This window comes from Methylocystis parvus OBBP (assembly GCF_027571405.1).
GTDB lineage: Bacteria > Pseudomonadota > Alphaproteobacteria > Rhizobiales > Beijerinckiaceae > Methylocystis > Methylocystis parva.
This window is the reverse complement of record NZ_CP092968.1, coordinates 2,178,940-2,198,073: the sequence shown is the minus strand read 5'-3', so window position 1 is coordinate 2,198,073 and position 19,134 is coordinate 2,178,940. Positions and strand designations below refer to the sequence as shown.

Genomic DNA, 19,134 nt, shown 5'->3' with positions numbered 1-19,134 from the left:
AGGAAGCCGTGATGGTCGCAATGTCTGCTACAACGCTCCTCTGCACGGCGGCGCAATTTTTTAGATACTAAATTTACGACTTGACGAGAAATAGAGTAAGCACCTATTTTTTTGCTTATTTCTGTAAATCATAAAGCGTTTTATATAAGCCGCCTTGTGCAATCAGATGGTCATGACTTCCGGTCTCGACAATGCGTCCTCGATCGAGAACAACGATGCGATCAGCCTCGCGTATCGTTCTCAATCGATGCGCGATGATGATCGTGGTGCGGTTAACCTTCATTTTCGCCAAAGCGTCTTGAACGATCTCCTCGGTCTTCATATCGATGTTCGCGGTGGCTTCGTCAAGAATCAAAACTTCAGGATCGCGCGCAATCACTCTCGCCAGAGCGAGAAGCTGCCGCTGACCTTGCGAGAGATCGTGTCCGCGATCACCGAGAATCGTGGCGAATCCGTTTGGGAGGGCCTGGACAAAAGGCAGCGCTGACGCCGCTTCGGCGGCGACCATCGCTTTCTCCAACGTGATGCGTTCGTCGCCGAGCGCTATGTTCTCATAGATGGTGCCTGCGAAGATATGAAAATCCTGGAACACTATTCCGACGCGACGACGAATGTCGGCCGGCGAAATCTGCATGATATCGACATCATCGATAAACAGCGATCCATCCGGCATATCGTAGAAACGGCAAACGAGCCGCGCCAGAGTTGTTTTTCCAGATCCAGTCGGTCCGACAATGGCGACGCTCTCACCCGGATTCACAGTGAAGTTGATCTGCGAAAGAGCCTCCACGCCGTCCGGGTATCGGAAGCAAAGATTTTTGAACTCGATCTTGCCGCGAACGAAGTTTGGCAAAGGTAAAAAAACATCAGGACAACGCAGGGCTTCCTCGTGATCCAGCAGCTGAAAAATTCTTTCGCATGCGGCGCGCGCGCGAAACAAATTATTGGCTTGCTCGGCGAGCGCCACGATCGGGCGAAACAGCATATCGCTGAACTGAATGAACAGGACGACCGACCCCAATGTCGTCGCCCCGTTTGCGATATGAGCGCCGCCGATCCACAAAATCGCGCCTATCGCGAGATAGGAAAGGCTGTCTATGAACGGATAGTAGCTGGTTTCGATACGAACGGCGCGCCCTTCAAAACGGTTGGACTCATCCGCGAGAGCGACGAAGCGCGAGAGGTTGATCTCTTCTCTTCCCGACGATTGAACGATCTCGATGCCAGAAATATTCTCGTGCAAATATGCGTTGAGTTGAGACAGCATGTCGCGAATATCGTGATAAAGACGCCCCGTCAGTCGCCGGAAGGCGAGGTTCGCGAGCGCCGCCAATAGGATGAAAGGAGTAAGCTCCACGGTCATGCGAGCGTCGACGCCAAGCATGACTGTCGTGGCAATAACGAAGGGCGCCAGGCTTCCAGCTAGGGAGGAGAGGCCTGCCAGTAGATCGCTCAGACTTTCGACATCTCCCATCACGCGGGTTAGCACATGCCCGATTGGCATCCGGTCGAAAAACGACGGCGGAAGACGCTCGACGCGCGCGAACAGGGCGATGCGAAGTTGGCCGACGCTCATATACGACGCCTGTGAAAACAGGCGCTGGGAGATAGTGCCGCATATGACCGACAAGATAATCCAGAGTGCGGCCAGCGCACATGCGGCGAATAGCGGGGCTGCGCCCGTCTGGGCGGCCAGCCAGTCGGTCCACGCCTGCTGGCCGAAATCGGGTGCGGGGCTCACGCGTTGCGATAGCAGAATGTGATCGATGACGACTCTGCCGACGACGACCGGCGCCAGGATTGCCGCCGATGCGCCAATTGTCGCGCAAAACGTCGCCTGCAAAAGCGTGGGGCCGAAAGGCCTCAGCCACGGCCAAAGCCGCGCGATGCTCCACTGGCAGGTATTTCGGGCGCGAGAACCGACGTGGAGAAACGAAGCCGCATCCGCAAGCGCATCGACAGCGGGCTTCATTCCGCGTCTCCGCCAGCCGGTGAGGGGTAAGCCTCCTGTCGCCGTAGCAGGTCCGCGTAAAGGCCGCCTTTACATCGTAATTCGTCGTGGCCCCCGGTTTCCGCCACCCGGCCGCGATCCAATACGAAGATACGATCCGCATGGCGCGCTGTGGAAACGCGATGCGTGACAATGATCGTGGTCGCGCCTTTTCGGAGCATCCTTATCCGGGATAAGACACGCGCCTCAGTTTGCGTGTCGAGAGCTGAGAAGCAATCGTCCAGGAGCAAAACAGGCGCTTCGCGAATGAGTCCGCGCGCAAGGCTAGTCCGCTGCTTCTGGCCGCCCGACAGGCTCAGCCCTTTTTCGCCGACAGGCGTCGCCAAGCCCTTCGGGCCGCGACGTATCGTCTCTTCGAGCGCGGCGGCGCGGGACGCCGCCCATATGAGTTCCTCGGATCGATCAGGGTCGTCGTAGGAGATATTCTCCGCAAAAGACGTCGAGAACAAAAACGGGTCCTGCCGGACAAACGTCAACCCGTTGCGCAGCCGCTTCAACGACACGCGTCGAATATCGATTCCATCGAGAAAAATCGCGCCTCCGCTTGGCTCGAGCTGACGTGTCAAGAGCCGCAAGAGCGTCGTCTTGCCGTCTCCGACGCGGCCGACGATTACGATGAGTTCTCCCGGCTGGATCCTCATGGTAACGTCGACGAGAGCGAGGCGGCCGTTGGGATAGCAGAAGGTCAAATTGTCGACAAGCACGCTGCCTCTAATCTCGACGTTCTGCATAGCGTCCTCAGCATCGATGATTTCCGGCTGTCTATCCAGAATTTCGAAAAGTCTTGTGCAAGCGGCAGACGCCTTCAGCAACGCAAAAATCGCATTGCCGCTGTTCTTCAGGACGCCGAGCATCATGCCGCAATAGAGGAGGAAAGCAGTCAGCGCGCCGAGCGTCAATTCGGCGTTCTGAACTTGCGAGCCGCCGACTCCGACGACAAGCAAAGTCGTCACGCCTGCGCTCGCTGACATGAGCGTATCCAAAAACCCTCGTAATCGCGCCATGTCGTCGTTGGCGACTGCATAAGACGTCGCGTTGCGGGAGAAGCGAGAAATCTCGGATTCCTCGAGCGCGTGCGCGTGGATTGTCCTGATGCCGCTGAAGCTGCGGCGCGCCTCATCCGTCAAGGCGCCGAATTCCGCCTGAACAATCTGAGCTTTTTTGCGAATCGACTTGGCGAGCGCCCACGAAAGCGCGCCTGTGACGACCATCACCGCGAAGACGAAACATGTCAGCAATGGCGACTGCGCGACCATGAATATGGGCGCAATCGTCATTACCGCGACGATCGCGACGAGTTGTTGAAAGGCCCCCCGGAAAAACAGTCGGATCGATTCGATATCGTTCGTTGCTCGCGCCATCAAATCACCGAGAGGGAAGGCGGCAAAAAATTCCGCTCCTTGCCTCTGTAGATGGCCAAAGGCGCCTGTGCGCAAATCGCGTGCGAGATCGACGCTCACAAGAGCGTTCCGCCTCCTTCCAAAGCTGATCGCCGCATAACGCAAGGCTGCGACCCCGATAACCCCGATCAGAGAGACCGTCACGTCAGATCCGCCTGAGGCGAGACGATTGATCCAATCTTTCAAGAGAAGTGGAAAGTTGGCTTCGATGAGATGCGCAGAAGCGAGCGCCGCAAGCGCCCACGCCCATCGGCGGCGATAGGGCGACAAAAACGGGCCGAGTCTCTCGAGGGAGTTCCACAGCGGCAGTGTGGGCATTGCGTTACGGGGCATCTTCTTTTCGTCTGATGTCAACCGACGCCCCAGTCGATGCATCCAGGCGAAGGCAGACAAATCGTTCATGCGAACCAACGCCGCATTCTTCTAGCTCCGCCCAGAACGCGGACGGGGCTTGCGACCGTGCAACGTTATCCGCCGCCAGCAATTTTTGCTGAAGACTTAAAATGACGCCCGCGGCCGTCAACTCATTAGATATAAAATCAATCGTATAAGTCAACTTAATTGGAGAAAGTCGTTTGGCGAAGGCCGCCGCGATCTCAATCGCGCAAGGCTGGAGCGTCGGCCCGCTGGCATAATATAACATCTTATTTTAAATAAAGAATCATCTTCTTCTGCGACGCCAGGCGCCTCAAATCGCCACGCTCTGACGAAAAGCGCGCCGCCGTTGACTATATCATATCTTACAGATAGAAATAAGCGAATTTAAAATTCGCGCACGCGAGAGAGAAGGCAAGGAGCCGAATATGTCTAAATTTCGCTTGGTTGGCATTTCTGGAAACACCCACCGTCCCTCGAAATCCCAAATCCTGTTGGGGACAATCCTCGAGTCTTTGCGCATCGAGCCGGGCGTGTCGACGACCGTCTTCGACATCATCGATGCGGGTCCGGGTCTCGGCGGCGCCTATCAGCGCGACCACCTGCCTCCAGAAGCAGCTCGCATCGTCGAGGCGATCGAAAATGCGGACGGTTTGATCGTAGCCGTGCCGATTTACAAAGCATCCTATCCCGGTCTCTTCAAACATCTGATCGATTTCGTCGATCCGTTGAAGCTCGCCGGGAAGCCGGTGGCGCTCGCAGCGACAGGCGGTGGGACGCGGCATGCGCTGTCGATCGAGCATCAGTTGCGCCCGCTCTTTGGATTTTTCAGCGCTCTTACGCTTCCTACCGGCGTGTTCGTCAGTGACGCCAATTACGCCGAGGGGAAAATCGTGGACAGCGACTCGCTGACGCGCATCGACGCCCTCGCCGCAGAGTTCAAGAATGTCCTGCGGACGCGATCCAATGCACGGTCGATCGAAGAGAAAGCAGCCGTGGTCGTGTAGTTCCCGAAAGATCGATGCAGAACCCACTTTCTCGCAGACAGCCGCCTCACAACGATCTCGGTAGGACAATCTTCGAACCAAGTCGCGTCTGAGGTCGCCAACGTTCGACAGCGAGCGCGGAGCGAGAACTGGACAAAGGGCAAATAATGACAGCCGTTGAGTCGTCTATCATAAAAGAAAAGCTGGCGCCCGAATGGGACAAACTGCCGCAAATAGTGCGCGGCTTTGCCGAACGAGCGCCCGACTATGATCGGTCCGGCTCATTCGCCTATGAAAACTATGAAGTTCTGCATCGGCATGGATTTCTTGCGCTGCCGATCGGTCGCGAACATGGGGGATTCGGCGGTGGGTTGCGCGATCATATCCACCTTCTCGACCAGGTCGCACAAGCTGACGCATCGACGGCTTTGGTGGTTTCGATGTATTTCAATCTGCATGGCGCACAAGCGCGTTCGAAATCATGGCCGACTTCGCTCTATACGAAAGTCGCCCGGGAGTCGCTCGAACGGCTCTCTCTCATAAATTCTCTGAACTACGAACCCGAACTCGGATCTCCCGTGCGCGGTTCCGGCGTATTGAATACGGTTGCAAGAAGGGTTCCAGGCGGATGGCGTGTCTCTGGACACAAGCGTTATGCAACTGGTTCTGTCGGCTTGAGGTGGTTCACCGTCGCGGCCAGCAATGAAGAAAATATTCGTGGATCCTATTTCATCACCGCCGACTCGCCCGGTATCTCGATCATTGAAAACTGGGATTACGTCGGGCTAAGAGGAACGGCAAGCCATGATTTGATTCTGGATAATGTCTTCGTTCCCGAAGACTGTCTCGTCGGGCAGTTCGACAATCGTAAGTCCGGTGGCGACGCCGTGGTCGTCAAAGGCTTGTCCATCGTCACATGGAACGCCATATATCTCGGGATCGCGAAAGCGGCGCGTAATTTCTTGGTCACTTATCTGCAGGAACGCTCCCCGGGAAGTCTCGGCTATCCGTTGTCGAAGCTTGAGCATGTGCGCGACAAAGTGGGCCAAATCGAGACGCTGATTCGTGTTGCGGAGAGGCTTAACCTAAGCATTGTCGACGATTTCGAGAACGGTGCGGAGCGGGAGCTCGATGTCGACGCGGGAATTTCAAAAGTGATCGTTCGCAATCATGCGAAAAAGGCCGTCGAGTTGGCCGCGGGGACCATGGGAAATGCGGGTCTCAGCCGCGAATATCCGCTGGAACGCTACTTCCGAGACGTTCAATTCGGCCCCAATCATCCGCCCGGCTCCGATGTCGTGCGCAAACTGGCCGCGGACGCCTCTTTCCTAAATGCGGGATCAAGTTTGTCCGAGTTTTCGATTCATCCTGCGCTTAGAGCGGAGAGCGCATGACCATGCGCAAACATATGAAGTCCTCTCCTATCCCGGATCTCGACAATCTTAAAGGCGCGGCTTTGGAAAATGGAAAAGAAACTCTCCTACGCGTGATAGGGCTCGTTTTTCGCTATCCGTGGCGTTTCGCCTTGGCGACGGCCACCAGCCTCGCAGCGTCGATCTCCAACCTTGCAATCCCACATTTACTCGGCGCCTCGGTGGACACGGCCCATTCATTGTTGCAAAATCACGACGTTTCGTCCGACGCCGTGATCCAAACTCTCTCTTTTGCCTCCCTCCTCCTGGTCGCGGCTGCATCCTTTCGCGGCCTCTTTCAAATGATTTCGGGATATCAAAGCGAACTCATCGCACAGGCGATCGGCAGAGATTTACGCGTCGCTTTTTTTGAGAAGCTCCAGCGATTGGGGTTCGATTTTCATGACCGCATTCACTCGGGAGAGTTGATCACCCGCGGCATGTTGGATCTCGAGGGCGTGCGTGGATTTATTGAAAATGGAATGCAGCGCTGCATTTCTCTCGTCTTGCTCGTTTCTTTTGGGTCGTTTCTTCTTTTCAGTGAAGACGTGACGCTCGCGCTTGTGACTTTAAGCTTCGTTCCCGTAATCGGCTGGAGGGCGGGGCGCATGGGGCTGTCGCTTCGTCGAGCATGGACGCGTCTGCAAGAGCAGCTTGGCCAACTGACGCGGGTGATGGAGGAAAATCTACAGGGAAGTCGCGTCGTGCGCGCCTTTTCCTCGCAGAATTTTGAAATTCGCAAATTCGATACGGCTGGCGACGCCGCGCTTTCGCTTTCGAACGAGCGCATTCGCGTCCGCGCGAGCGGCATGACGATGATTACCGCCGGTTATTATCTAGCGATGATCGCCGTGTTGTGGGTTGGGGGCCGGCGTGTGGCGGCAGGTCAGATCACGATAGGACAACTCACAGAGTTCCTGACGTTCATGACGCTGCTGCAAATGCCGGTTCGGCAGGTCGGGATGATTATGAACTCGTCTGCGCGCGCAATCTCGTCGGGGAAGCGCTTGTTCGAGATTCTCGACCTCCCGCCGACGGTTCACGATAGTTTCGACGCAAGGGAGCTGGTTGTCGACAAAGGCGTCTTGCGTTTCGAAGACGTCAGTTTTGGGTATGATCGGAGCGCGCCTCTTATCCTCAATAAGATCTCGTTTCAGCTGAAATGCGGGCAGACGCTCGGTATCGTAGGGCCTTCCGGCTCCGGAAAGTCGACCCTCGCGCATCTCATCCCTCGCTTCTATGATGTCACGACGGGACGAATTACGATCGACGGACAGGACGTACGAAATATAACGCTCGACTCATTGCGCAACGTAGTCGGGATCATTCAGCAGGATGTTTTCTTGTTCGACGACAGCGTCGCGAGCAACGTGGCTTATGTAGACCCGGACGCAGAAGAGCATGAACTTGTCGACGCGGCGTTGACGGCTCAGATTCACGGGTTCATCGGCACTCTTCCCGCCGGTTACGCCACACGGGTCGGTGAGCGGGGCGTGAACCTTTCCGGCGGGCAGAGGCAACGTGTTTCGATTGCGCGCGGAATGGTTCCAAAGCCGAAAATATTGATTTTTGATGACGCCACATCGGCAATCGACGCATCTACGGAACATCAGGTCCGACGCGCCTTGCGCGACGCGACCAAGGCGCAGGCGACGATTATCATTTCGCATCGATTGAGTTCGTTGATGCATGCCAATGAAATTATCGTTCTCGACAAGGGAAGCATTATAGAGCGGGGCACACACGAAAGGCTCGTCAGAGCCAACGGCGTATATGCCGCACTCTATCAAGCGCAAGGCGGCGCCAATTTGGAGCGGCATCCACTGGATGAAGAAACGAGAGTCAGCGCATGAGTTTCATGGAATTGGGCGGGAGAGCCGTCGGCGGCGGGAATTTCCATGGCGCTCCCGGAACGCAAAGCGAAGTGGGCGAAGAGATTTTCGTCGCGATCGATTCTGGAATCATTCGTCGTATCTGGCCGTTCGTCGCACCCTATAAGAAAGAACTGGCGTTCGCTGTCATCGCTGTGCTTGCGTTCGTCGCAACTCAAGTCTGCATTCCATACGCGATAAGACTCGCTGTCGACAGCATCGTAGGTAAGCCCGGAAGCTTCGATCTAAATTCAGTGCTATCCGCCTTCGTTTTTCTGATCATCCTCAACGCTGCTTCCAGCTATCTTCAGGAAACGACGGCGGCGCGGCTGGCGCAAAAAGTTATATTCGATCTACGCAAGGCGATGTTCGTTCATCTTCAAAAAATTTCGCTCTCCTTCATGGATAAGACCCATGTAGGTCGGATCATGTCGAGGCTCCAGGGCGATGTGAATGCGCTGCAAGAATTTTTTGAAACCTCGATCGCCGCGACGGGTGACCTGGTTCTTCTTTTCGGAATCATCGGCATGCTTCTCGCTATGGAATGGCGATTGGCATTGCTCTCCCTCACGGTCATCCCTGTGCTCGTCGCCATTCGCGCTGTTTGGCTGCCCTGGGCGAAGTCCGCGTTTAGTCGCGCGCGCGACACGTCTTCAATCGTGAATGGCGCGCTGGCCGAGAACATCGGGGGCGTGCGCATTGTTCAGGGTTCACGACGTGAAGCGGCGAACTTGCGCGACTTTTCCGAGAAGGTCGACGACAACTACCGGGCGCATCTTGCCGCCTCCTTTGCCTCCCAGATAATGGTGCCCGCTGTCGATATTTTGATGGGCGCGGCGACCGCCGTCGTAATCGTCATCGGTGGAAAAATGGTAAGCGATGGTAGCATCGACATCGGTGTCATGGTCGCCTTCATTTTTTATGTGCAACGCTTCTTCGATCCGATACGAACTGTCTCGATGCAATACACGATGATGCAACGTGCGACAGCCTCCGGTAAAAGAATATTTGAGGTTCTCGATGTTCCCATCGCTCTGGAAGACAAGCCGATCGCAAAGAATATTGCAGCGAATGAACTCTCTCTCACATTTGAAAATGTCAGCTTCGGATACAGGCCGGGCCGACCGGTATTGAAGGGCGTCAGTTTCACTGTCGCACCGAGTGAGGTTGTGGCGCTTGTAGGACCGACCGGTTCTGGTAAGACGAGCATTGCAGCGCTTGCGCATCGTTTTTACGATGTTTGGGATGGGCGAGTTCTCATCAACGACATAGATGTGCGTGACTTGAAGCAGGCCTCTATCGGCGCGAATGTCGCCATAGTCCTTCAGGATCCATTTCTGTTTACGGGAACGGTTTTGGAAAACATTCTATATGCGACCGCCGCCAGCCGCGAAGCGGCTATCGATGCAGCGCGCGCCGTTCGCGCTCATGAATTTATTATGTCGCTACCCAATGGATACGACACGCATCTGGAACAGAGAGGGCAGAACCTATCGATCGGGCAACGGCAGTTGTTGAGTTTCGCTCGCGCTTTGTGCGCCGATCCAAAAATTCTCATTCTCGACGAAGCTACCGCTAGCATCGACAGTTTCGTCGAAGCGGAAATCCAGCAGGCGTTGCGAACGTTGCTGACGGGACGGACGAGCATCGTAATTGCCCATCGACTTGCGACCGTGCGGGATGCGCACCGCATTATCGTGTTGCGCGACGGCGCTATCTTGGAGCAGGGAAGCCACACTGACCTTTTGAACAATGATGGAGTTTATGCGGCGATGTATCGTCGCAATATTTCGTCCTTTGATGACGATTAAACGTAGACATATCCAGATTGGGGTGGAGCGGCGAGCTGTTTTCTGTTTTGGCGCGGGCTTGGGGCAGGCTCTCGCCGGACAACTCGATGGGGTGCGTTGTGGACGACGCGATCGAGAATGGTGTCGGCGTAAGTCGGATCGCCGATAATTTCGTGCCAGGCCGGCCGTTCGGCTCAAGCGAAGGATCAAGTTTAGACGCAAGTCTGATCTCCAAATTAGGAGATCAGACTTGTCCAACGCGATCCCGTTTTGAAAGTGCGATCAAAACAGCGCTTGCGTTCGGTCATCGGGAATCAGCTTGGTAGATCGTGGGCGAAGATAATCCCTCTGGCGGAGCCATATTTAGAAATGTTCGCTTCAAACTCGAAGCGATTACCAATTACGCAACACTCGCAGTAATTCTTTAATACAAACAGGCTTCTTGAGAATTGGCGCATTCTCAAATGCGACCGGTTGACAACTTGCCGCGTAACCCGTTAATGCCGCGAACAAAACGCCGCGCTCTCTGAGGCGGATCGCCACGACTTCGGACGTTTCGCAGCCGAGATCCACATCTAGCAAGGCGCCGTCACATCCAACCCCATCAATTAATTGTAACGCTTCTTCGTTCGACGCGGCTGGCCCAATAACCCGATAGCCAGCTTCAGACAACTCCTGCGAAAGATAAAGCGCAATCATGGCCTCGTCTTCGACGATGAGTATCCGGGTCATTTGTCGCTCGCCTGTAAAAGGGCCCTGCGCAAGCTACCGGGCAATGCTGGACACGGGTCAACTAAAGCGTTTCAAAACTATTTCAAGGTCAGAAATTTTGTATTTCGTCCTAACGCGACGCGGGAAAACAAGGTAAAATCATGGCAACCGGCGATCAGCCGGCGCCGACTCTCTTGGGCGCAAACAACTGCGTTAATGCGATTCCAAGGTCATCGCGTTCAATTGGTTTTGTAAGGACGCGCGCAAACCCAAACTGTTCATCGACCGCGTAAGCATGATAACCCGTGACGAACACGACGGGCACGCCACGACTCTGGAGTTCGCCCGCGAAACCATAAACGAGTTCGCCGCCAACGTTTACATCGAGCAGCGCGGCGTCGACGGACTCCAGCATGGCTTGTCGCGCGTCCGCTATGGACGCAAAGGGACCAAGAACATCGGCATTGAGCTCCCGAACGACCTCGCATGTCATCATTGCAATTAACGGCTCGTCCTCGAGCACCAAAAGCCGACGACCACGAAGGCTTTCACTATCTACGACCAAACCCGGTTCTTCCACGCTCGTTCCAGCAAGCTCAGGTATCGCAAAATGCCTGCGGGGCAACCTTATCGTACAAACCAGGCCGCGCGACCTCCATTCTCGCTCGATAGCGCCGCGCAACTGATTTCGGATGCTCGTTTCGATAACCTTTGAACCAAACCCCACCCGTGACTGAGGGTCGCCCTCAACAGCGCAATCCTCGTTCCAGACGAGCTCCAGGCGTTCGTCGCATAGATCCCATGTGACAGTAAGCTTTCCGTCAGGATCCTTTAAGGCTCCGTATTTCGCAGCGTTAGTCGCCAATTCATGTAGCACGAGCGCAAGACTTTGGGCGGCGGTTGGGGAAATCGATACGGCTTCGCCATTGATGGCGATTCGGTTTTCGTCGGCAAATGGAGCAAGCTCTTCCTTTGCGAGACTGATCAGATCGACCCCCTGCCAGCGCGATGCCGACAAAAGATTATGCGCCGTCGCCATCGCGCGGATACGTCCTGTGACCGACTCCGAAAAAGACCGTATGTTCTCGGCGGGCGTCAGCGCAACGATCGACTGAATGACAGCGAGAGCATTGCGGGCGCGGTGGTCCACTTCGCGCGCCAAGAGTTCCTGCCGCGCAACCGCGGCTTCAAGCTGCGCAGTACGTTCGGCGACGCGCTTTTCAAGCTCTTCATTCATTCGCGCCAGCGCGCGCGTTTTTGTGAATAGATCGATAAACACCCGCACTTTGGCTCGAAGCACATTCGGCACGACGGGAACGGGGACATAGTCGACTGCTCCCAGTTCATAGCCTTTCATGGCGTCGATCTCCGTAATATTAATTGCAGAGACGAAGATAATGGCGGTGTCCTGAAAACGGGGATGTTCGCGGATGATTTTCGCCAATTCAAAGCCGTCGAGGTCCGGCATGCATACGTCGATCAAAATTATGGCGATGTCATTGTTCCTGAGCAGAAGATCAAGCGCCTCTTTTGCTGAATTCGCTTTAAGCAACTTCTGGTCGAGCTCGTCAAGTATGGCTTCATAGCTCGTCAGCTTTCCTGGTTGATCATCGACCAGAAGAATTTTTACCTTATCGGGAGCTCCAGTGCTTTGACTGTGCGTCATCGGTGCAGCCACATGCGAAGAGCCGAGAGGAGCTGTTCTGTATTAACGGGCTTGGCGAGATAATCCGAAGCGCCAGCACGAAGGCATTTTTCGCGATCCCCTTTCATGGCCTTTGCGGTAAGCGCGACGATCGGAAGACTCCAAAGCGTAGGGTCCTGACGGATGATTTGTATCGTTTGATACCCATCCATCTCGGGCATCATGATATCCACAAGCACAATTGAGATTGCGCAATCGTTCTCAACGAGGTCGATCGCTTCGCCACCTGTCGTGGCCGTGAGAACCCGCATGCCCCGACGCTCGAGGACGCTCGCTAGCGCAAAGATATTACGAGGGTCATCGTCCACAAGCAAAACCGTCCGCCCAACCAAATCCTCATCCGAGCTGTGCAAGCGTTCAAGCATACGCTGCTTCTCGACCGGAAGGTTCGCGATCACCCTGTGCATGAACAGGGCAGTTTCGTCGAGCAGGCGCTCAGGGGATTCGACGCCCTTGATCACAATGCTTCGCGCCATTGCACGAAGACGAATATCTTCCTCTTGCAGGAGCCTTTTCCCCGTGAAGACAACGATCGGATAGTCGATGACGTGACCATTTCCTCCGTTAAGGCGTTCGAGCACGTCGAACCCTGACATATCAGGAAGCGTCAAATCGAGCACAACGCAGTCCCAATCTTTCGATTTTAACGCGACCAGGGCTTCCTGCCCGGACGCCGCCTCAGAGATCTCGACATCGTCGTGCTCGATCAAACTGCGAATAGCGAGCCGCTGCACGGGATCGTCTTCGACCACGAGCAGCCGACGACGCCGCGGCGTTGAAAAATCAAGCATTCGCTGCAAAGCAAATTTCAACTCTTCGGCGTCGACAGGTTTGGTGAAAAAGCTAAAAGCGCCGCGGGCAAGGCCATGTTGCCGATTTTCGTCGATCGTCAACATCAGGACCGGGATGTGACGAAGCCCGGAATCTTGTTTGAGTCGCGATAGAACGCTCCAACCGAGCATGTCCGGGAGAAAAACATCAAGCGTGATCGCGCTTGGCCTAAAGAAGCGCGCGAGTTCGATCGCCTCGCCTCCATTTGTGGCGGTAACGATCCTTAGACCATTGCTCCGGCCATAATCGGCAAGCACACTCGCGAAGTCAGGATCGTCTTCGACAATGAGAAGAACTTTGTCCCCCTCGGCGATATGATTTCGATCATCCGCTATCGGCTCGGTCGCCACTGCATCGTCGGGGGTTGCTTGGGGGATCCGAACATTTGGATTGACGCTTACGGCGATACTAGGGCCAACATATGCGGTCGGAAGGTAGAGCGTAAACGTTGACCCCTCGCCGGGAGTCGAACGCAACTGGATTTCGCCGCCTAGCAACGACGCAAGCTCACGACTAATAGCAAGGCCAAGTCCCGTCCCCCCATAGCGTCTGCTTGTCGATGAGTCGGCCTGTTGAAACGCCTCGAAGATGATTTTCTGTTTCTCGGGCGGTATGCCGACGCCTGTATCGCTTACGCTGAAGGCGACGACGAGCGAGGCCTGTGAAAGAATGGGATGGCCCGCGGTCCAACCCTCCGTTGCGGCGTGCACATCGAGCTTCACGCCGCCGCTCTCGGTGAATTTGAATGCGTTCGAAAGGAGATTTTTGAGGACTTGTTGAAGCCTTTTCGGGTCGGTGACAATACTGCGGCCTATAGAGGTTTCGCTGTGGAGGTCGAAGGACAGACCGCGACTGTCCGCGTCGTGTCGGAAGGGCAACGCAATCCGGTCGAGAAGATTTTGGAAGAAAACCTCCTCAGCTTCGACCGTGACAGTGCCAGACTCGATTTTTGAGAGGTCTAAAATATCCGAAATGAGATTGAGAAGATCTGTGCCGGCGCTATGGATCGTCCTTGCAAATTCAACCTGCTTTGGAGTCAAATTGCTCTCGGGGTTCTCGCCAAGCTGCTGACCGAGGATCAGGATCGAATTCAGGGGCGTCCGCAGTTCATGGCTCATATTCGCCAGGAACTCTGATTTATACTTAGAAGTTAGGGCGAGCTCCGCTGCTTTTTCCTCCAATGCCCGTCGAGCCTGTTCGAGCTGCTGGTTCTTGCGCTCGACTTCAACGTTGCGTTCGGCAACTTGCTGCGCCTTAAGTTCAAGCTGGTCGTTCGTATTCTGCAGCTCGCGCTGTTGCGTTTGCAGCTCCACGGCAAGCGTCTGGGACTGCACAAGAAGTCCCTCTGTCTGCATCGTTGCTTCGATCGAATTGAGCACGATGCCGATTGACGCTGTTAATTGTTCGAGAAATGTCGTCTGCAACAGTGTGAACTCTCCCATGGTCGCGAGTTCGATCACCGCTTTTACTTGTCCTTCGAACAGCACCGGCAGAACGATGATGCTGCGTGGAACGGACCTGAAAAAAGTCGAGCGAATTGGAACCGCGTCGACCGGCACATCTTTGATCATCAAACGCCGTTTATCCGCCGCGCATTGTCCGACGAGCCCTTCGCCGATCTTGAGCTTAGTCCTGTGACCGTTCTCATTATCTCCTGCATAAGCGGAAAGAATTTGCAGCACATGCGCGCCATCGTCGCTGACCATTTGATATATTACGCCCTGATGCGCGTTGACGAGCGGCGACAGCTCTGAAAGCAGCAACCGACCAACTGAGTTCAGATCGCGCTGCCCCTGAAGCATGGACGTAAACTTTGCAAGATTCGTTTTTAACCAATCCTGCTCGGTATTATGCTCCGTCGTCAGGCGGAGATTATCAATCATCGTATTGATGTTGTCTTTAAGTTCCGCCACTTCGCCTCGGGCGTCTACTTGAATGAGGCGAGTTAGATCACCCTTGGTCACAGCGGTCGCGACATCGGCGATCGAGCGGACCTGCGTCGTCAAATTTGCGGCAAGGAGATTCACATTTCCGGTGAGATCCTTCCACGTCCCCGCAGCGCCCGGCACATGCGCCTGCCCGCCAAGGCGTCCCTCGACGCCAACCTCGCGCGCGACCGTGGTGACCTGATCGGCGAAGGTCGCCAATGTTCGGGTCATATTGTTAATCGTATCGGCGAGCGCCGCGACTTCGCCTTTCGACTTTACCGTAAGGCTTTGCGTTAGATCGCCTTCAGCGACGGCCGTCACGACCTTGACGATTCCTCGCACCTGTTCAGTGAGATTGGCGGCCATAACGTTCACAGTATCCGTTAGATCCTTCCAAGTGCCGGCGACGCCAGGCACCTGCGCTTGTCCGCCGAGTTTGCCTTCGGTGCCGACTTCTCGAGCGACGCGCGTCACCTCCGAGGCGAAGGCGTTCAGCTGATCGACCATCGTATTGATCGTGTTTTTAAGTTCGAGAATTTCGCCCTTCACATCGACAGTAATTTTTCGGCTCAAATCGCCGCGCGCGACCGCCGTCGTGACTTCGGCGATATTTCGTACTTGCGTCGTCAGGTTCGCCGCCAACAAATTGACGTTCTCCGTTAGATCCTTCCACGTGCCGCCGACGCCAGGCACCACCGCCTGACCTCCAAGACGACCGTCCGTTCCGACTTCGCGCGCAACGCGCGTGACTTCTCCAGCGAAGGCGTTGAGCTGATCGACCGTGGTGTTGAGAGTCTCCTTCAGAAGCAGGATTTCGCCACGCACGTCGACGGTAATTTTCTTCGATAGATCGCCCGTCGCGATCGCCGTGGCGACTTCGGCGATGTTGCGCACCTGGGCCGTCAAATTTCCTGCCATGAAATTGACGTTGTCAGTCAGATCCTTCCAAGTGCCGGCGACGCCCGGCACCTGCGCTTGGCCGCCGAGTTTGCCTTCGGTGCCGACCTCGCGCGCAACGCGCGTCACTTCCGACGCGAAGGCGTTCAACTGATCAACCATGGTGTTGATCGTGTTCTTAAGTTCAAGAATTTCGCCTTTTACGTCGACGGTTATTTTGCGGGACAGATCGCCCCGGGCGACGGCCGTCGTAACCTCCGCGATATTTCGGACCTGAGCCGTCAAATTGCCGGCCATGGAGTTGACGGAGTCGGTCAGATCTTTCCATGTGCCGGCCACGCCAAGAACCTGCGCCTGGCCGCCCAAGCGCCCCTCCGTTCCCACTTCGCGCGCGACGCGCGTGACTTCGCCGGCGAAAGCGTTCAATTGATCGACCATCGTGTTGATGGTCTCCTTAAGTTGCAAGATCTCACCGGAAACGTTGACGGTGATCTGCTTTGAAAGATCGCCATTGGCGATTGCGGTTGAAACTTCGGCTATGTTGCGCACTTGCGCCGTCAAATTAGACGCCATGAAGTTGACGTTATCGGTCAAATCTTTCCAGGTGCCGCCGACTCCGGGCACCACGGCCTGGCCGCCAAGCTTTCCTTCGGTGCCGACCTCGCGGGCGACGCGAGTGACTTCGGAGGCGAATGAATTGAGCTGATCCACCATCGTGTTGATGGTTTGCTTGAGTTCGAGAATTTCCCCTTTGACATCCACCGTAATTTTCCGCGAGAGATCACCGCGGGCCACGGCGGTTGTCACTTGTGCAATGTTGCGGACCTGATCCGTCAGATTGCCGCACATCGCGTTCACGGAATCCGTAAGGTCTTTCCATGTCCCGGCGACCCCGGGCACGGTTGCTTGTCCCCCCAATTTCCCATCGGTTCCGACTTCGCGCGCTACGCGCGTCACCTCAGATGCAAATGACCGCAACTGATCCACCATCGTATTGATGGCTTCTTTCAGCTGGAGAATTTCGCCGCGAACATCGACCGTGATCTTCTTCGAGAGATCGCCATTGGCGACGGCGATGGTTACTTCGGCAATGTTTCTTACCTGGCTGGTCAAATTGTCCGCCATGAAATTCACGGATTCGGTGAGTTCTTTCCACACACCCGTCACGTCGCGCACCTGCGCCTGGCCGCCAAGCTTTCCTTCGGTTCCGACCTCTCTCGCAACACGAGTTACCTCGGATGTGCATTCCCGCAACTGGCCAATCATGCGATTGACTATTTTCGCCGAACGCAGAAATTCGCCGAGAAGTGGGCGCCCGTCGACTTCAAGACGAACGGTTTGCAGGAGATCTCCTTGGGCGACGGCGCCAATTGCGCGCGTGACTTCATTGGTAGGCCAAAGCAGATCGTCGATCAGCGTATTGACCGAGCTTTCCATCCCGCCCCAGGCGCCGGAACGGTTTGTAAATTTCACGCGCTGACGGGTGAATCCCTCGCGTCCGACGGCTTGCCCCACTCGCTCAAGCTCAGTCGCCATGCGCTGGTTAAGAGCGCGGATATCGTTAAAGCAATCAGCGATCTTCCCGATAAGGCCGTCCCAGTCATTGGGTAAGCATACGTTGAAATCCCCTGTTTTCATCGCCTGCAGCGCGTGAAGCATCGCGCGCAACTGGTCGTCGGAGCGATTCTGGCTTGTCTGTTTCCCAATCTCGACAGATCCAGTCTGCCGAGCCGCCGAATTTTGTTCCAAGGATTTAGCTCCGTCAGGCATAAACGATATCTAGACCCAGTGATGGAGCGGGCAAGGCTCAGGGTTGCAGCTGGGCTGTAGCCCCGCTGATGCTCGAAGCCCCCGGGCGCGACGTCCGTTCGGCGTCGTTTGTGTTGCGGCTTGGCCGGGCGCACGCCATTCTGCAATGCTTCATGACCTCAGGAGAGGCGTATCATGCCCGCCATTCCGCGTTACTGCGCCCAGGAGAGCCGAACGTTCCTGGCGACCTTCCTTTCGGCGGGGTTTCGTCCCTTCTTTCTCGCCGCCGCGCTCTGGGCCGCCGTCGCGCTGCCGCTTTCGATCGCCTATTTCGAGATGGCCGCTGAGTTGCCGACGCGATTCTCGCCGAGCATCTGGCATCCGCATGAGATGGCCTTCGGTTTCGGCGGCGCCGTCGTGGCGGGATTTCTGCTCACGGCGATCCCCAATTGGACGGGGCGAATGCCCCTGCAAGGCGCGCCGCTCGCCGGTCTTGTCGCGCTATGGCTTCTCGGTCGCGTCGCCATTTTCTTTTCGGCGAGCGTCCCGGCGCCCATCGCGGCGGCGCTCGATCTCGCCTTTCCGGCCGTGTTCCTGCTTGTCGTCGCGCGTGAGATCGTGACCGGGCGGAACTGGCGCAACCTACCCATGGCGGCGGCCCTCGCCCTTCTCTTTGTCGGCAATATGCTCACGCACCTCGACGCGATGAACATCGCCGCGACAGGCGTCTTCGGGGCGCGCATGGGCGTCGCGACGCTCGCCATGCTCGTCGCCCTTATCGGCGGGCGCATCACGCCGAGCTTCACCCGCAACTGGCTGGCCAAAACCTTGCCGGGCGCCGTCGAACCAGCTCCTTTCGGCGGGCTCGACCGCTTCGCGTTGGCGGCAACGCTCCTGGCGCTCATCGCCTGGGTCGCGTTCCCAGATGCGAGAGCGACCGCCATTCTCGAGATTATCGCAGGCGCCGCGCTGTTTGCGCGGCTCATGCGCTGGCGCGGCGCCAACACGGGGGCGGAGCCTCTGCTGTTCGTGCTGCATCTGGGCTATGGCTGGCTTGCGCTCGGCTTGCTGTTCATGGGCGCGAACGAATTTCTTGGCGTCACGGACTCGACCGCGCCTCTGCACGCGCTCACCGCCGGCGCCATTGGAACGATGACGCTCGCCGTGATGACTCGCGCGACGCGCGGCCACACGGGGCGCGCGCTTGTCGCCGATCGGGGGACGGCGGCCATTTATGTCTTGGTGACGCTCGCGGCGGCGCTGCGCGTCAGCGCGCCCTTTACGGGCGAATATTATTTCGCCTCCCTCGCTGTCGCAGCCGGGCTGTGGAGCCTGGCTTACGGCCTCTTCGCGCTACTGTATTTCAAGATGCTGACGGGGCCGCGCGCGCGATCTGACGCATAAGCGCTGGCGCCTTTTTCGCCGCATGCGCCTTTTGGCGCCGTTCATGATCATCCGCAATGAAAGA

At 56.3% G+C, this 19,134-nt stretch carries 11 protein-coding genes and 1 pseudogene; 5 read left to right on the top strand and 7 right to left on the bottom strand.

Annotated elements, in window-relative coordinates; genetic code table 11:
- Positions 1–115 precede the first annotated feature (115 nt).
- Genes MMG94_RS10695 through MMG94_RS10685 form a run of 3 tightly spaced genes read right to left on the bottom strand, consistent with a single transcriptional unit; the run spans position 116 to position 4,054 of the window.
- Complete coding sequence (locus MMG94_RS10695) at positions 116–1,972, bottom strand: ABC transporter ATP-binding protein (RefSeq protein WP_016920412.1); 1,857 nt, start codon at positions 1,970–1,972, stop codon at positions 116–118.
- Positions 1,969–3,744 (bottom strand): ABC transporter ATP-binding protein, encoded by a 1,776-nt coding sequence (locus MMG94_RS10690; protein ID WP_162129677.1) that lies wholly within the window; start codon positions 3,742–3,744, stop codon positions 1,969–1,971. The genes MMG94_RS10695 and MMG94_RS10690 overlap by 4 nt, the downstream gene beginning before the upstream one ends.
- On the bottom strand, positions 3,734–4,054 hold the full coding sequence (locus MMG94_RS10685; protein ID WP_016920414.1) for a hypothetical protein: 321 nt from the start codon (positions 4,052–4,054) through the stop codon (positions 3,734–3,736). The genes MMG94_RS10690 and MMG94_RS10685 overlap by 11 nt, the downstream gene beginning before the upstream one ends.
- Positions 4,055–4,214: 160 nt before the next feature.
- On the opposite strand from MMG94_RS10685, the gene MMG94_RS10680 reads away from it, so the two are divergent.
- From MMG94_RS10680 to MMG94_RS10665, 4 genes are all read left to right on the top strand, one after another.
- The gene (locus MMG94_RS10680; protein WP_040579287.1) at positions 4,215–4,793 is read left to right on the top strand and encodes an NAD(P)H-dependent oxidoreductase; all 579 of its coding nucleotides are present in this window, start codon (positions 4,215–4,217) and stop codon (positions 4,791–4,793) included.
- 146 nt (positions 4,794–4,939) lie between these two features.
- A complete protein-coding gene (locus MMG94_RS10675) occupies positions 4,940–6,166 on the top strand; it encodes an acyl-CoA dehydrogenase family protein (RefSeq protein WP_016920416.1) in 1,227 nt (408 codons plus the stop codon).
- Positions 6,163–8,037, top strand: a complete 1,875-nt coding sequence (locus MMG94_RS10670) for an ABC transporter ATP-binding protein (RefSeq protein ID WP_016920417.1) — start codon at positions 6,163–6,165, stop codon at positions 8,035–8,037. Before MMG94_RS10675 ends, MMG94_RS10670 begins: the two co-directional genes overlap by 4 nt.
- Entirely contained in the window at positions 8,034–9,866 is a 1,833-nt protein-coding gene (locus MMG94_RS10665) for an ABC transporter ATP-binding protein (protein ID WP_016920418.1), read from the top strand. The genes MMG94_RS10670 and MMG94_RS10665 overlap by 4 nt, the downstream gene beginning before the upstream one ends.
- Positions 9,867–9,930: 64 nt before the next feature.
- Here MMG94_RS10665 and MMG94_RS22120 read toward each other — a convergent pair.
- The 4 genes and pseudogenes from MMG94_RS22120 to MMG94_RS10650 form a co-directional block, all read right to left on the bottom strand.
- Positions 9,931–10,027: pseudogene (locus MMG94_RS22120) on the bottom strand (ATP-binding protein); the annotation flags it as partial.
- A 211-nt stretch (positions 10,028–10,238) separates the two neighbouring features.
- On the bottom strand, positions 10,239–10,577 hold the full coding sequence (locus MMG94_RS10660) for a response regulator (RefSeq protein WP_016920419.1): 339 nt from the start codon (positions 10,575–10,577) through the stop codon (positions 10,239–10,241).
- Between the two features lie 154 nt (positions 10,578–10,731).
- Positions 10,732–12,222, bottom strand: coding sequence for a response regulator (locus tag MMG94_RS10655; RefSeq protein WP_016920420.1), 1,491 nt, complete (start codon positions 12,220–12,222; stop codon positions 10,732–10,734).
- Positions 12,219–17,576, bottom strand: coding sequence for a HAMP domain-containing protein (locus MMG94_RS10650; RefSeq protein ID WP_016920421.1), 5,358 nt, complete (start codon positions 17,574–17,576; stop codon positions 12,219–12,221). The genes MMG94_RS10655 and MMG94_RS10650 overlap by 4 nt, the downstream gene beginning before the upstream one ends.
- A gap of 285 nt (positions 17,577–17,861) precedes the next feature.
- Here MMG94_RS10650 and MMG94_RS10645 point away from each other — a divergent pair, with 285 nt between their 5' ends.
- Positions 17,862–19,070, top strand: coding sequence for an NnrS family protein (locus tag MMG94_RS10645; RefSeq protein ID WP_016920422.1), 1,209 nt, complete (start codon positions 17,862–17,864; stop codon positions 19,068–19,070).
- The last annotated feature ends 64 nt before the right edge of the window (positions 19,071–19,134 follow it).

What these genes read in the sequence shown, in the direction of transcription:
- MMG94_RS10695 (WP_016920412.1), bottom strand. Translation starts at nt 1,972, where the DNA reads ATGAAGCCCGCTGTCGATGCGCTTGCGGATGCGGCTTCGTTTCTCCAC.
- MMG94_RS10655 (WP_016920420.1), bottom strand. Translation starts at nt 12,222, where the DNA reads ATGACGCACAGTCAAAGCACTGGAGCTCCCGATAAGGTAAAAATTCTT.
- MMG94_RS10645 (WP_016920422.1), top strand. Translation starts at nt 17,862, where the DNA reads ATGCCCGCCATTCCGCGTTACTGCGCCCAGGAGAGCCGAACGTTCCTG.
- MMG94_RS10670 (WP_016920417.1), top strand. Translation starts at nt 6,163, where the DNA reads ATGACCATGCGCAAACATATGAAGTCCTCTCCTATCCCGGATCTCGAC.
- MMG94_RS10680 (WP_040579287.1), top strand. Translation starts at nt 4,215, where the DNA reads ATGTCTAAATTTCGCTTGGTTGGCATTTCTGGAAACACCCACCGTCCC.
- MMG94_RS10660 (WP_016920419.1), bottom strand. Translation starts at nt 10,577, where the DNA reads ATGACCCGGATACTCATCGTCGAAGACGAGGCCATGATTGCGCTTTAT.
- MMG94_RS10685 (WP_016920414.1), bottom strand. Translation starts at nt 4,054, where the DNA reads ATGTTATATTATGCCAGCGGGCCGACGCTCCAGCCTTGCGCGATTGAG.
- MMG94_RS10650 (WP_016920421.1), bottom strand. Translation starts at nt 17,576, where the DNA reads ATGCTTCACGCGCTGCAGGCGATGAAAACAGGGGATTTCAACGTATGC.
- MMG94_RS10690 (WP_162129677.1), bottom strand. Translation starts at nt 3,744, where the DNA reads ATGCCCCGTAACGCAATGCCCACACTGCCGCTGTGGAACTCCCTCGAG.
- MMG94_RS10665 (WP_016920418.1), top strand. Translation starts at nt 8,034, where the DNA reads ATGAGTTTCATGGAATTGGGCGGGAGAGCCGTCGGCGGCGGGAATTTC.
- MMG94_RS10675 (WP_016920416.1), top strand. Translation starts at nt 4,940, where the DNA reads ATGACAGCCGTTGAGTCGTCTATCATAAAAGAAAAGCTGGCGCCCGAA.